The 13,827-nt window shown below is 62.6% G+C and carries 13 protein-coding genes; 8 read left to right on the top strand and 5 right to left on the bottom strand.

The annotated features are described in order from the left end of the window. Window positions 1-177 precede the first annotated feature (177 nt). The 4 genes from Q4E95_RS07495 (at window position 178) to Q4E95_RS07480 (ending at window position 2,615) form a co-directional block, all read left to right on the top strand. On the top strand, window positions 178-510 hold the full coding sequence (locus Q4E95_RS07495) for a hypothetical protein (RefSeq protein WP_303382704.1): 333 nt from the start codon (window positions 178-180) through the stop codon (window positions 508-510). Window positions 511-704: 194 nt separating this feature from the next. Next, complete coding sequence (locus tag Q4E95_RS07490) at window positions 705-1,244, top strand: hypothetical protein (protein WP_303382703.1); 540 nt, start codon at window positions 705-707, stop codon at window positions 1,242-1,244. Between the two features lie 525 nt (window positions 1,245-1,769). Beyond that, a complete protein-coding gene (locus Q4E95_RS07485) occupies window positions 1,770-2,090 on the top strand; it encodes a helix-turn-helix domain-containing protein (RefSeq protein WP_303382702.1) in 321 nt (106 codons plus the stop codon). Window positions 2,091-2,117: 27 nt separating this feature from the next. Beyond that, window positions 2,118-2,615: a hypothetical protein gene (locus Q4E95_RS07480; protein WP_303382701.1), complete on the top strand. Its 498-nt coding sequence runs from the start codon at window positions 2,118-2,120 to the stop codon at window positions 2,613-2,615. Between the two features lie 252 nt (window positions 2,616-2,867). On the opposite strand, the gene Q4E95_RS07475 is transcribed toward Q4E95_RS07480, so the two are convergent. From Q4E95_RS07475 to Q4E95_RS07465, 3 genes are read right to left on the bottom strand one after another with little or no spacing between them, the layout of a single operon-like run. Next, window positions 2,868-3,197, bottom strand: coding sequence for a DUF3817 domain-containing protein (locus Q4E95_RS07475; protein WP_042329407.1), 330 nt, complete (start codon window positions 3,195-3,197; stop codon window positions 2,868-2,870). Continuing rightward, a complete protein-coding gene (locus tag Q4E95_RS07470; RefSeq protein ID WP_017836494.1) occupies window positions 3,194-3,766 on the bottom strand; it encodes a TetR/AcrR family transcriptional regulator in 573 nt (190 codons plus the stop codon). Before Q4E95_RS07470 ends, Q4E95_RS07475 begins: the two co-directional genes overlap by 4 nt. A 17-nt stretch (window positions 3,767-3,783) precedes the next feature. Next, the gene (locus tag Q4E95_RS07465; RefSeq protein WP_017836495.1) at window positions 3,784-5,283 is read right to left on the bottom strand and encodes an MFS transporter; all 1,500 of its coding nucleotides are present in this window, start codon (window positions 5,281-5,283) and stop codon (window positions 3,784-3,786) included. Between the two features lie 332 nt (window positions 5,284-5,615). Here Q4E95_RS07465 and Q4E95_RS07460 point away from each other — a divergent pair, with 332 nt between their 5' ends. The 4 genes from Q4E95_RS07460 (at window position 5,616) to Q4E95_RS07445 (ending at window position 9,646) form a co-directional block, all read left to right on the top strand. Beyond that, a complete protein-coding gene (locus tag Q4E95_RS07460) occupies window positions 5,616-6,218 on the top strand; it encodes a recombinase family protein (protein WP_017836496.1) in 603 nt (200 codons plus the stop codon). A gap of 1 nt (window position 6,219) precedes the next feature. Continuing rightward, window positions 6,220-7,620 carry a Mu transposase C-terminal domain-containing protein gene (locus Q4E95_RS07455; RefSeq protein WP_017836497.1) on the top strand — a complete coding sequence of 467 codons (1,401 nt, stop codon included), beginning with the start codon at window positions 6,220-6,222 and terminating at the stop codon, window positions 7,618-7,620. Beyond that, window positions 7,617-8,435 (top strand): AAA family ATPase, encoded by an 819-nt coding sequence (locus Q4E95_RS07450; RefSeq protein ID WP_017836498.1) that lies wholly within the window; start codon window positions 7,617-7,619, stop codon window positions 8,433-8,435. Before Q4E95_RS07455 ends, Q4E95_RS07450 begins: the two co-directional genes overlap by 4 nt. Window positions 8,436-8,788: 353 nt before the next feature. Next, the gene (locus tag Q4E95_RS07445) at window positions 8,789-9,646 is read left to right on the top strand and encodes a hypothetical protein (protein WP_303382700.1); all 858 of its coding nucleotides are present in this window, start codon (window positions 8,789-8,791) and stop codon (window positions 9,644-9,646) included. A 68-nt stretch (window positions 9,647-9,714) separates the two neighbouring features. Here the strand turns inward: Q4E95_RS07445 and Q4E95_RS07440 are convergent, their stop codons facing one another. Both Q4E95_RS07440 and Q4E95_RS07435 read right to left on the bottom strand, forming a co-directional pair. Continuing rightward, window positions 9,715-12,816: an N-6 DNA methylase gene (locus Q4E95_RS07440; protein ID WP_303382699.1), complete on the bottom strand. Its 3,102-nt coding sequence runs from the start codon at window positions 12,814-12,816 to the stop codon at window positions 9,715-9,717. A 46-nt stretch (window positions 12,817-12,862) separates the two neighbouring features. After that, on the bottom strand, window positions 12,863-13,762 hold the full coding sequence (locus Q4E95_RS07435; RefSeq protein ID WP_303382698.1) for a hypothetical protein: 900 nt from the start codon (window positions 13,760-13,762) through the stop codon (window positions 12,863-12,865). Between the last annotated feature and the right edge of the window lie 65 nt (window positions 13,763-13,827).

The raw sequence follows: 13,827 nt of genomic DNA, 5'->3' as shown, positions 1-13,827 counted from the left end.
AGGCCACGAGAGGCGGCCGGGGGAGTGATCCCCCGGCCGCTTCTTCATGCCGGGACCAGTTCAAAATCCGCGCGGAAATGTGGTCAATCCGCTTGTGTCTAGAGTTGAACGCGAGTAAACTAAAGAGTGTTCAGGCGGGAGGAACAACCCGCCACACAACCGGAAGGACACAGGATCATGAACCAGGACGTCGCCAGCAGTGAAGAAATCATCTTCCACGGCCGCGCCGCGGTACAGCTCTATGACCGGGTAAAGGCCCTTGATGAAGTCATAGCCGAGCACCGGCAGCGACGTGCGATCTATGTTCGGGGGGTCGCTCACGAGGTGCAGCGCTTGAAATGCGCCGACCGCCAGACCGAGGCCCGCGCCTTATTCGAGCAATCCCTCACCAGGGGCGATGCGATGCGCGATGACATTCTGACTCTCCAAGCAATGCGCCGCGGCTACGCGACGGATGCCGATAGAGAGGCGGCTACGTTCCAGCGCCTCACCGCAGCCACCCAAGCCTAGAAAACTAGCGGCCGGGGAGACGCCCCCCGGCCGCTTCCTGATGTGCGGCCACCGTGGGGCCCACCGATCTGGAACCCCACATATTCACCCAAAAAGCTCCTGAATTGTCTTGTGTCTTGTGTTCAATCAGAGTAAACTAAAGAGTGTTCAGACGGGAGGAACAACCCGCCACACAACCGGAAGGACACAGCACCATGACGCAGTACCTTGCAGACACCTACCAGGACGCATACAAGCTGGGAGAACGGGCGCTGAAACGCGGCGAAGGGCTGACTATCGACACCAATCACGGAGCGATAACTTACTGCGGCCCAGACCTCGAAGAGTTCATGGCTCAGCTCGCCCCGGGGGAGCCGTTCGCAATCGTGGCAATCGTGCCCATGCTCACCGATGGAAACGAACCGCAAAGCTACGCATGGACGATCACCCGCGATCACCTGGCAACGGCCGATGAGACCGGCGACAAGTGGATTACCGGACCGCGCGATGTGACCAACGCGCAGATTGCGATGCTCACCGCTGGCGCACCCCTGGCAGAAGGGTACGAGCGGCACATCTTCCGCATGTATGACGACGACGGAGAGCTTTACTACACCGGCCGCGCGGTATTCCACGCAGACGATGTGCCGACTCACGATGAAGCGGTATCCGCTCCGCTGCTCGACTACGGCGCACCCGCAGCCGGAGCCAGCCGCATCACCTGGCACGGACACCCCGGCTGGGAAGTCTCCTGACCGCCACCTAGCACCCACGCGGCCGCCGATCCCCTCCACGGGGAGAGGTTCGGCGGCCGCCATCCCCGCAGCCGGCCGAATCGGCCGGCACCACCACTTAGGACGACGATATGAACCCCGAAACATTGTCTGACATGGACAAGCGTGAAATCTGTGCCGACTACCTGGGCAATTTGCGCGCACTACAGCGCCGGGCCGCGGCAACACCACTTGCGCCCTACCTTGCAGAGATCCCGCGATGCCTCGTACTTCCCACAGACCCGCGATGTGGTGATCCCCAACTCACCAAGACCACCGCATTAGAAGTTGGAGGAGCTGCCACACGCGGCGCGGGCCGCATGGAGTCCCTGGCGCATGTAGACATGGCCGTAGAGCTTTCCAAGGCCGCCACACGCGCCTACGAGGCCGCATGTGACCTATTGACCATGAGCCCCGGCACCACACCCAGGGCATAAAAAATGCCCCCGGCCGCTGGCGCGAATGCCAGGAACAATGGGCCGGAGGCTGCACCGAAAGGACGATGCAATGTCTAAGACTATCCCCCAAGGCGCGCGACTGCACGGACTCAACGAAGCGGCCGCCGTGGTGGGCATGACACCGCAGGGATTCATCAAGGCCGGACCGCCGACCCCTGATTTATGGATCGACGACACCCGCGGATGGACCACTGAGACATTGAACGAGTGGCAGCAGACCCGTCCACGCCACCGCCGCGCGGTCACGGACGAGCTACGCGCGCGCATCACAGCGATGCACGAGGCGGGCCACAGCATCGCGGAGACCGCCGCCACTTGCAAGGTGAGCAAATCGACGGTGGCGCGCGTGCGCGCCACCGCCCGCGACTGACCCCCACCAACCGAAAGGACCGAGACCATGCGTATCACCCGAGGACTGGCCGCAACCGCCGTTATCGCCGCACTCACCCTGACCGGCTGCGCTGCCGACGACGCCGCGACTCAGGAGGAATCCAGCGCCGCCCCGCAAGCTGTGGCGACGCCGACGAAGATCAAGCACCCAGATGACGACCAGAGCTGCACGATCAGCATTGAACGCGGCGTGTATGAGGGTGAGGCACCCGACCGCGCCAAGATCGAATGCGGCTCAACTACCCGCGAGGTCGCTGGCGACTTCGCGGACAAGACCACCAATCATTACGCCCCGGAGACCGGAGTAGGCACCATTAACATGGTGGGCGGCGAGGTCCGCGCATGGCTGTACACCGGGGACGGTGATAACACTTGCCTGGTGATTTACAGCGAGGGAGACGCCCCCGTCTCCTGCCGTCCGACCGAGACCCAGAGCGACTCTAACCCGGAGCCGAGCGACGGGAACACGGTGGCCCCGGAAGCCAGCAAAGCACCGAGGGCCTAATGAGTCTAGGGGCACTGGCCACGAGCCATGCCGAAATGCCGTCGCACCGCGTCATTCTGACGCACACTGATCTGCACGGGATTGTGGCCCCCACTTTGGCCCCCTATCGGCCATTTTGTGACCTTCGCCGGTAAATGGCGGTGTTCTGTCGATGCTCCGTGGCGGCTTTAGTTGGTGGTACCGATGACAAGCGTGGTCTGGCCGTCCGTGGTCGAGAGTCCTGCCGCCGATGCGAGGGCGGCAGTGCCATCGTCAGCAGCTGAGGTGTCCTCGTCGACGTAGCCAGATCTCCAGGGGAATGGTCGTCAGTGGCGGTACCGCGGCGATGATCGAGAGAGCAGTGACCCGCCATGGCCACCGCAGGGTGATGGCGGTGATGAGCGCTATGGCGAGGTAGATGAGGAACATGCCGCCGTGCAGGGCGCCGAAGATGCTGACACCGACGTCGGTTGTGCCCGTCACGTACTTGAGGAACATCCCCGCGAGCAGACCAGCCCAGGTGAAGGCTTCGAGAAAGGCCGCGACGATGGAGACTCTTGCCACAAGCGGAAGTCCATAACGCTGCTGGGTGCTTGCGCTCATTGGTTCGCCTCGTTGCTCGGGAGTTCGTCTGCGTCCGCGACGGAGCGGGCGAGGTGCTCTGCCAGCGCGGCGCGCAGCTGGTGGGGTAGTGGGATCGCGCCGACGGATTCGCTGAGCCAAAGACCGTCGGCAGCGAGGTAGGCGACCATCTTCTGCAGTGCCCGAGGGTCGGTCGGGTCGATGCTGGCGGGGTCGGGGACCCAGCGAGTGATGACTCGTTTCCACGGCTTGCTGAGCTCGCTGTGGGTGCTCGCTTCGAGCATAAGCAGTAACTCCGCGCCGGTGGCGCCGCGGGCGCTGACTCGGGCATAGGCGGCGAGTCGCTCATCCTGCGATGCCTCATCCGGGTCCTTGCCCAGTGCGTGGATCATCTCCTCGTCCCAGTGCTGGGCTTGATGTTCGTGCAGCGCGAGCATCATGGCGTCCTTCGAGGGGAAGTGGTAGAGCAGCCCGCCTTTGGTGAGTCCGGAGGCGGCGGCGACGGATTCGTACGTGAGCGCCGTGACGCCGTCGGTCTCGACAACGCTGAGGGCGACCTTGAGGATCGTGTCCCGTTTACTGGTCCGCATGGGCGGTCCTTTCTCGGTCAGTGCTCGGAGTGCAGCTGTGACTGGGTGCCAGGCAGGTACCGGCGCAGAAGCACTCCGGTGATGACTGCGCCCACCGCGAGAACGACTGCGACGACCAGCATCACAACGAGGTAGGCGGAGTCGAAAGCCGTCGCCGCCGCCTGGAGGATCTCTGCGTCACCCTGCGCAGCAGCCTGTGCCTCAGCGATGCTGTTGCCAGCCGCGTCCGGGGCGCCGTCGGGTAGAACGACGCGTGCGCCGTAGATAGCCGTGAGCAGGCTCCCGAGCACGGACACTGCAATGAGGCTGCCGAACTCGTAGGAGACTTCTTCGATCGAGGCGGCCATGCCTGCTCGGCGCACCGGCACGTTCCCGATAATCGCGGTGGAGGCGACCGCCAAGGCGGCTCCGATACCAGCTCCGGTCAACAGCAGTCCGAGGATCAGCACGCCGAAGGACGACTGGAATCCGATGACCGTCACCACGACGCCGCCGGTGGCGAAGGCGAGACCGCCGGTGATGAGCGCGAGCAGTCCGGTGCGGTGCAGGAACGCGCCCCCCAGGAGCGCTGTCGGCAACGTGCCCACGGCGGCCGCGGCGACCAAGAGCCCAGCTTCCAGCGGGCTGAATCCGGCGACCTGCTGGAATCGCTGCGTGGTGACGAGCTGGATGCCCCCGATCGCGAACATCGCGAACGACGCGGCCAGCACTCCGGCAGTGAACGCCGGGTTGCCGAAGATGGAGAACTCCAACAGAGGTTGCTCCATACCTCGCTGACGGCGCACGAACAGCCAGAACCCGATGGCAGCAACGAGCAGCGCAACAATGATGGTCGTTGCCGAGGGCGGCGCGTGGCCGATCTCTTTGATGGCCATCACCGTTCCGACAAGCCCGATCATCACCAAGATCGAGGAGATGGCATCCCATCGCTTCGAGGGATCCGGGTCGTTGGCCGGGCGGATCAGCCAGGTAGCGACCAGCGCCAGCACCACAACGGGCACGTTGATCAAGAACACCGAGCCCCACCAGAAGAACTCAAGGAGTGTGCCGCCAATAATCGGGCCGAGGGCGAACCCGATGACCGACATACTTCCCCAGACCGCGATGGCGATATTGCGCTCACGCTCGACCGTGAAAGTGGTGCGGATCAGCGCCAGGGTGGCCGGCATCATCGCTGCCGCACCGACAGCGAGCACAGCACGCGCAGCGATCAGGACCTCGGGTGACGGAGCGAACGCTGCCAGCAGGGAAGCCAGTCCGAAGATCACCAGACCGACAACAAACATCCGCGTGTGGCCGATGCGATCCCCCAGGGTTCCGCTGCCCAGCAACAGCCCCGCCATCACCAGGGGGTAGGCATTGATGATCCAGAGGTTCTGTGTGTTCGAAGCCTGCAGTTCCTCAGTCAGCGTCGGCAGGGCCGTGTAGAGAATCGAGTTATCCAAGGTGATCAGCAGCAGACCTGCTCCAACCGTCACCAGCAGCGACCAGCGTCGCCTCTTCGTCATCGCGGACATGCGCGTCTTCCCCTCGTCGTGAACGACATAACTGTACCGGATGGATGGTGTAGTTAAGTCGACGGAGGGAGAGACTCACGGCGCGCGCTATGCATGGCGTGCGGGCGGCGAAGCTTGGAAGGTTTTAGAGCGAAGGCGCGGCACTTCGATGCAGGCAAAACCGGACGAGCTGGTGCCTCAGTTGGGTACAGGTTTATGAGACTTTCAGCGGGTGGTCGGCCTCAGGTTCGCTTCCTGCGTGAACGCGCTCTCGGGATTGTCTTGCGAAGTCGTCTCGACGGAAAGTGCCTCAAGGCGGTGACTTCCAGGACTTTCTGCACCATGCTGGGGGTATGAGGCTTCTGGGATATACGCGGGTGAGCACGGCGACGCAGGACGCGCAGCTGCAAGTCGATGCGCTGGTGGAGGGCGGGGTGCAGAAGCGGGACGTGTTCTCCGATGTGACCTCGGGTAGCCGGACCGCGATCGAGCGACCGGGGATGAAACGTCTGCTGGACTACGCCGAGGACGGCGACACGGTGGTGGTGTGGCGCATCGACCGGCTGGGCCGGTCCCTGCTCGACGTCCTGAATACGGTCACGCTGCTGCGCGGCCAGGGCGTGAAGATCAGATCGGTCTCGGACGGGATCGACCCGGAGACGACATCGGGCCGGATGATGCTGGGCATGCTCGCGACCTTGGCCGAGTATGAGCGCGAGCTGATCACCGAACGCGTCAATGCGGGGATCGCCGCGGCGAAGCAGAACGGCACCCGCTTCGGCCGACCCCCGGTCGACCCGGCCGTGATCGCGGAGAAGCTCGAAATCGCGGGCGATGCCCGCGCGAAGGGCCGCACCGCCGAGGACGCCGCCCGACTCGTCGGCTGGTCCCGGGCGACGCTCTATCGCCATCGGCAGGCGGCCCGTGCCCGCGAGGCCGTCGCCGAGCAGGTGTGAGGTGGACGGGCCGGCGCGGTGGCGCATCCTGCGGCTGCACGTCGAGGACGGTATCCCGCTGAGCGCCCTGGCCCGGGAGACCGGGATCAGCCTGCGCACCCTGGAGCGCTGGCACGCCCGCTACCGTGCCGACGGGTACGCGGGCCTGGAGACAGGCCAGCGCTCGGACGCCGGCGCCCACCATCTGCCCAGGGAGCTCGTGCGGTTGATCGAGGGCCTGGCGCTCAGCAAGCCCCGGCCCGCGATCGCCACGATCCACCGCAAGGTCACCGACATCTGCGGTACCCGAGGGTGGCCGGTGCCTTCCTACGGGGTGGTCCGCTCGATCGCGGGTGCCCTCGATCCGGGCATGGTCACCCTAGCCCTGGAGGGCGCGGCGTCCTACCGGGACAAGCACGAACTGGTGCTGCGCCGGCACGCCGAACAACCGAATGCGATGTGGCAAAGTGACCACACGCTGCTCGACATTCTCGTGGTGGGCACCGACGGCAAACCAGTCCGCCCCTGGCTGACGACGATCCTCGATGACTGCTCCCGCGCGATCTGCGGCTACACCGTCTTCCTGGGTGCGCCGTCCGCGATGAACACCGCCCTGGCGCTGCGGCAGGCTATCTGGCACAAGAGCGACCCCGCGTGGCCGATGTGCGGGCTGCCGGACGTGCTCTATGTCGACCACGGCAGTGACTTCATCAGCCGCCACCTCGCCGGCACCGCTGTTGACCTGCACATCCGGCTGATCCACTCCACCGTCGCCCGTCCCCAGGGCCGGGGCAAGATCGAGCGGTTCTTCGGCACCGTCAACACCGAGCTTCTCGCTGACCTGCCCGGCCACATCACCGAGGGCCATCCCGCGCCGACGCCGAAGCTGTCCCTGGCCGAGCTCGACAGCGCGGTGGAGGGGTTCGTGGCCACCTACAACGACCGGACCCACAGCGAGCTCGGTGCCTCGCCGCGCACCGCGTGGATCGCCGAGGGCTGGCTGCCGCGCATGCCCGAGAGCCTGGAAGACCTCGACGGGCTGCTGCTCACGGTCGCCCAGTCCCGGGTGGTGCGCCGTGATGGCATCCGCTTCCAGGGGCTGCGCTACGTCTCCCCGACGCTGGCCGGCTACGTCGGACGGCCGGTGGTGATCCGCTACGACCCGCGCGATATCACTGAGATCCGCGTGTTCGACCACGACGAGTTCCTGTGCAAGGCCGTCAACCAGGACCATCACGACGAGAAGATCAGTCTCAAGGAGATCCAGGCTGCCCGCAACGCGCGCCGTCGCGCCCTGCGCCAAGGCATCAATGAACGCATTGCCGTCGTAGCCGCGCACACCACTGAGACGCCATCGACAGCCGAGCCGCCAGCCCCAGCACCGAAGCGGAAGCTGAAAGTCTACAAGGAGGACTTGAGGTGAGCCAGCGCTTCATCGTGACCAAAGAGCACCGCCGCTTCACCGAGTTCGCCGACGCTGTCCGCCGCGGCCACACCATCGGTCTGTGCTTCGGACCGGCCGGGGTGGGCAAGACACTCTCCGCGCGCCGCTACGCCCACTGGGAGAAGGCCTATGACCTGCTGACCTATTGGGGTCCGCGCGCCGACAGCGACGCCAAGATCTACGCCGCCCTCGCTCGGAGTCGTACCGTGCTCTACACCCCCAGCGTGCTCACCACCCCACGGGTGCTGAAGGATGAACTCGACCAGGCGATCACCCGCACCAATATCTGCATCGAGCAGCATCTGGAGGCAGTCGGTCAGATCACCCCGCAGACGTGGGGCCGACGGCACGGCAGGAACCACGTGCAGCTGGTCATCGTCGATGAGTCCGAACGGCTCCGCCCCACCGCGCTGGAGCTGCTGCGCGATCGCTACGACCGCGACAACATCGCCTTGATCCTGATCGGCATGCCCGGCCTGGAGAAGCAGTTCAGCCACTACCCGCAGTTCTACAGTCGTGTCGGCTTCGCCCACCAATACCGGCCCCTGGGCACGGACGAGCTGCTGTTCGTCCTCCAGCGCCACTGGCGCTCCCTGGGCAAGACCCTCGACCCCGAGGACTTCACCGACGCGCAAGCCATCGCTTCCATCACCCGCATCACCCGCGGGAACTTCCGACTGCTGGAGCGGCTCTTCCCGCAGATCGAGCGCGTCCTGAAGATCAACGAGCTCGACACCATCACCAACGACGTCATCGAAGCCGCCGCCAGCACCCTCGTCATCGGCACCACCTGAACAAAGACCGCCACTGAGCATCGACAGAACACCGCCATTTAACAGCGAAAGTCACAGGCCATTTTCAGGATCTTTGAACAGAGGGGTCACAAACGACCGTTTATGCCCCGCCTCCGGTGCGGCTGTCGGTGGGTTCGCCCCACCTGTATGCCCGAGTTCTGTTCTAAAGCTCATCCATCCAGGTCAAATCTTTGACCTGGAACAGACAGGAACGTCCGGGAACATGAGGCCCAGGCCCCAAAAAGCAAAGCCACAATGGGTAAGCGGAGACTATGCCCGCCCACCTGTTTCGGCGCGAGCGTTTGTAGAACCCATAGCATCAGCCCACCACAACATCCAATAAACTTCCGGGCATGAGCAGCCAAAAGCCCTCGGAGGAAACTTTTAACGCATTGATCCGAGAATCGGAGGCACTGGAAGAGCGCATGGCCGACTGGCAAGCCCAGCCCTCCGAGCCGGATCCCGCGGTAGTTGCCGAAGTACGAGGCGATTATCGTCGGTGGCACGCCCGGGCACGTCGGCTGTTGGAGCCTGATGCGCAGAAGAAGTTCGATGAGTGCCGAGATGGCGGAATCTTTCTGCGAGGTGTGTCCTATTACCTTGATAACCCTCGTGAACTGAGTGCCCTTCGAGCAGACGACGGCTCCTACCCTTTGGGCCGTTGGCAGCAACCCTTTTCGCAAATCCGCGAGAAGCTAGAACGGCAACGCACACTGATCGCGGAGGCGGCCCCCGACGCGTCGCCTGCGGAGACTGTGGCCATCAAACTCAGCCAATCTTTGCGCCGGCTGCCCGAACTCCTCGCGACCCTCCAACGCCGGGCACCCGATTGGCCTATCAGTGAGAGCATCAGAGACGAGGCTGACCTGCAGATCATGGTCGAGGCGTACCTCAGGACTCTCTTTGAAGATGTGCGTCCAGAGGATTACGTTTCCTCGCACGCTGGGGCAAATTCGCGCGTCGACTTCGTTTTGCCAGAGGCGGGCGTCATCGTTGAGACAAAGATGACGCGCGAAAGCCTTACGACACGCAAACTCGGCGAAGAACTTCTCATCGACGCGGGACGCTATCCGAGCCACCCGAATTGTGAGGCTATCGTCGCCTTTATATATGATCCTGCGCGCCGCATCGTCAACCCCCGGGGCGTGGAGCGGGACCTCACTACACGCACTTCATCAGGACTATCGTTTTTGTGTGTAATCGCTAGCTAGCAGGCTTAAAGACACCCGCCCAGTGACCTGATGAGCACTGGGCGGGTGGAGAGTGAGTTTCTGAGATATCAGCTCTCAGGTAGCCCCAGCAACTCCGCTACGGCGTCGTTCAGTTTGGCGTGAATACCCCCAGCATCCAATGCGGCGCGTACAACCTTGCGGGCCTTCTGGAATGCCATGCCCTCCAAATCCGTCTGGCCGGCGACGTCTTCAGCTCGTTGCGCCAGGGCGACAAGACGCTGATGCAATTCCTGCTCGCTGTCGTAGATGGGGATCGGCAGACGCCACACATAGGTATCGAAATCTCGCGCACCAAACAGGCCCCGTGACTGGTACTCAGCCACAGTCTTTGTAGTGAGCGGCGCATTGAGAACCGCGCTGAGGTATTGGGCTTCCTGGAGGTTGCGAGCTGGAATCCAGTAGAGCTTGTGTTCAATGACCTGGCGTGGGTCGTTCAGGCGTGCTGCGGCTAGAGACGTTCCAGAAGCAGAGTAAACGACTCTGTGGGCTGGGGCCCCTAATTGATGTGTAAGTTTGCCCTGGTAGTTGATCTGTTGCCAAAGGGAAATCTTGGTAGTCACATTCCGGTTTTGCTCCCACCGGCTTGTGGCATCGTGCCACCACTGGGCAAGAGTGCTATCGGCTGTCTCGATGTGTTCCTCTTCGAGCAAGCGATCTCGGTTGATGGGGAGAATAGCTCGCCAGGGTTGGAGTGCCCGGAATGGAGCGATCGTGGACCCTAGGTGGACGTCGTAGATGAATCGACGCTCGATAACACCGGTGAGATCCGGGAGGGATTTCCAAGGGGATTTCTCCTGAGGCGTGCGCATTGAGCGGTAGTTCACCCGCCCCGACGACATCCCCAGACGACTAGTTGTACCCTCCTCCTTTACAAAGAAGAGCATGCGCGGGACAAGATTTGCCCCCTGAGTAACTCCCCCTCTGTAGGAGGTCTCATCACTTTCTTCTCTATCAGCAGTCAGTGCTTTGAGGGGAGAGGGCGTGAATGTCAGCGCCTTATTGGTTGCCTCCCACCCACTTTGACTCCGCAGTCCCGAAACCACCATTTTTGTGGCCGGGGTGCCGTGTGCGATCTCTGGTTGCTCGGTGCCAAGGTCGCGGGATCCGCGCTGGCCGAAGATCACGGCGGCCGGTACCGGGAATAGGTCGTTTTTGGGTCGGACCTTATCCAGATCCCAAAGCTCGGTGAGGTGCCCGCGCAGCACAGACCCCCACTTCCCGGAGCGGAAGCCGTGGTAGGACTGGCGGGAGAGAACGGCCAGCGGGGTGACGAACGCGAAAGTGCCCCCATTGTTGAGGTACTTTTCTACCGCCCGAACGATGAACAATCCCACAAGATCCTGGTTGGTGGCCAGCTTCTTGCCGTGCCACAGCCCGCGGTCTTGGCTGAACTGTCGGAACTGTTCTTGCATGCTGGCTGTCATGTACCGGTAAGACACCCACGGTGGATTCCCGATGAGCACATCAGCTCGGCGGGTGCGCATGGACAGCCACAGCGGTCGAACCTGGTTGCGCACGAAATATCCCCAGATGCTGTCGCGGCCATCAGCGTTGAGGTCAGCCAGGAGGCGGAACGTCTCACGCAGTGTCTCAGCGTCACTGCCTTCGGGAATGGCGTATTTGCGCAGAATTCGATTGGGGTCGGGACGGGTACGGGCACTGCTTGTGTGCTGTTTAGCCAGCTCGGTCAGATCAGTGACCAGCCGGTCGAAGGTCCCCGCATCATCAATACTCGACAGCGGGAAAGCCAGCACATGAGCCAACTCGAACAGCACGCCGCTGTCGGCATGATCGGAGACGGTGAGGTCTTCCCCGCGGGTGTCGATGCGGATGGTGTCGTCTTCGCCATGGGAGGGCTGGAACCATTGGATCGAGTCCCCTAGATGCACCGGCACCCAGATATCACCGCGATCACCCGATAGCCGTTCCCCCAAAGCCATCAGGAACGTGATGCGCGCCAACAGGATTGACACCGGGTGGATATCCAGGCCAAAAACATGGTCCTGGACGTGTTCAACGATTGTGCGGTTGTCCCACCCAGCCGCCTCACCTGCGGAAGCGATGTGCCGCACGGCGTGGAAAAGGAACGTCCCCGACCCGCAGGCCGGGTCCAGGGCTTTCTGTTCCAGGGGGTTGGTGAGGGCTTTGACGACGATGCCCTCAGCCAGCCAGTCAGGGGTGTAGTACTCGCCCAGGCCCTTACGGGTGGCGGCGTTGATGATCGACTCGTAGAGAACTTTTAGCACATCGTGCTGCACGTTGTCCCACTCGAACACTCCGACCCGATGGATCAGCCGGGACACGAACTTCTCCCCATCGGGCCCGGCAGCCAGCACCCAATCGAAGAACCCGGCTTCCATCACCCCGTGGATACCCGAGTTATCGAACTGCGCCCCGGACACGAAGTTAGGCACATCGCTGACGGCATCCGAGAGAGGAATGCCCATCAAGGCGTGGCCGATGGCCATAGCCTCCAGCACTAGCAGGGTGTGGTCGATGAATAGATCGTCACGGTTTTCGAAGCCAGTGCCCAGTGCGGAGCGCAGCAAACGTGCCCACAGTTCACGTTTGAGAGTGACCGTAGGGTCACCGCTGAGCTGATGGTAAAGGGCTTTGAGGTAGGCGGAGTCTTGGGCGTAGGCGGGGGAGGACGCGCCGATGTTCGACTCGATGGTGTCCTTGGTCGGTCGTAAGTGCGAATGGGTGGCCAACACGGCCTGGAGCCATTCCACGAGCCCCTGACTCTGGTCTGGTCTGGAGAGGGTGAACACCGAACGGCGTGCGAAAGCGCCGGTGGCGGGATCCGCTTCGTACAACCACCAGGCGCGCCCATCAGTCAGGATCCCGTTGTACCGGGAGGTCGCCTGACGCGTGCGGGTAGCGACGTAGCCTGCGAGTTGGTGGATGTATCCCTGCGCTGCTTCTTCGGTGTCCAGGCGTTTTTTCACCTCGATGACCGTGGCGCCCACCGCAATGTCAATCCGCCGCCTGGTGCCATCATCTAACTGTTCTTCAAGGCGAGGTACATCAAGATTGAACCGCCCGCCCAGCAGAAGCTGTCGAATATCAGATTGGATATCTGCTTCGGTCCGCCCTGTCGCATCCGGGCGGGCAAGCCTGCTGTACACGTTGTCAACACCATCAACCATGACCACATTATGCAGCGTGCCTGACTCTCATCTGAGCTAATCCTTCTCAAGGACGCGGAGCCCAGTGCTTCCCGTCGAACCACCACGGCAGCGGCACCACAGGATTGAAGCCGAACACGCTATCGGTGCCATACCAACCAAACTTCACCTTGGGATGAAACAGGCCCGGCATGCGGGCTATGTCAGCGTCCGCCTTTTCGAGCAAAAAACGGATTTCATTGGCCGTATCTGTGATGGCCAGAGACCCGTGTGCCAGAGTCATGTCTCCGGACATGAAGTATCTCCCGTCGAGAGATAGTACGAGGTTGATACCGGAGGCACGAAGTTTCAGCCAGGATGCGGGGTCAACCTTGACCTCCGGAACTACCCCCTCCGGCAGCTCGTGAAACTTTGAGTGCTCTAACCACTCCGTGACGATGACCCGAAGTACCTGTTCCGCAGCCCATTGGCCATGTTCAAAGATCCCGATCAACCGCGCATCATCGGGGCCAATGAGGAGGAACATCAAATCCTTGGTGCGGCCCACGTGCTTGGATGGGCCTGTAGTCAAAGGGCCAAGGTGGAAGTGGTAAACACCCCAGTCAGAGAGCATCGCGTCCAGGCGTGCTTTGCGCCCCGTACGTCCTGGGGTTGGGGGCAGCACGATGGAATCAGCCCCCTTACTCAGGTACGGGGTGAGGTCTGCCCCCGTCTCCAGATCCCTGTAGATCCGGCGCAGGGCTTGGCTGTGAGCCTTCATCCCAGGTTGGAGCCGCATGGCCTCAGAGATATGAACGGTGCGAGGCCGTGGGGCAATAAGACGTGCTCGCCAGTTCATCACATCAATCAACAAGGCCCAGGGACCCAAGGACTGGACCGCCTGGCGGGTGTAACCATGAGGATGCGCCTGATGCAATCGTTCTATGAGGTCATGAAAAAACATGGCCGTAAGAGTGGGGGTGCTCATGGTCACTGATTATCCAGCAAGATCAGATGCAACGGGCACCTAGGAGTTATGGCGGAAAACCACCG

The organism is Kocuria sp. (assembly GCF_030536815.1).
GTDB classification, from domain to species: domain Bacteria; phylum Actinomycetota; class Actinomycetes; order Actinomycetales; family Micrococcaceae; genus Kocuria; species Kocuria gwangalliensis.
The sequence above is the reverse complement of the archived record's forward strand: the minus strand, read 5'-3'. Positions and strand labels throughout refer to the sequence as shown.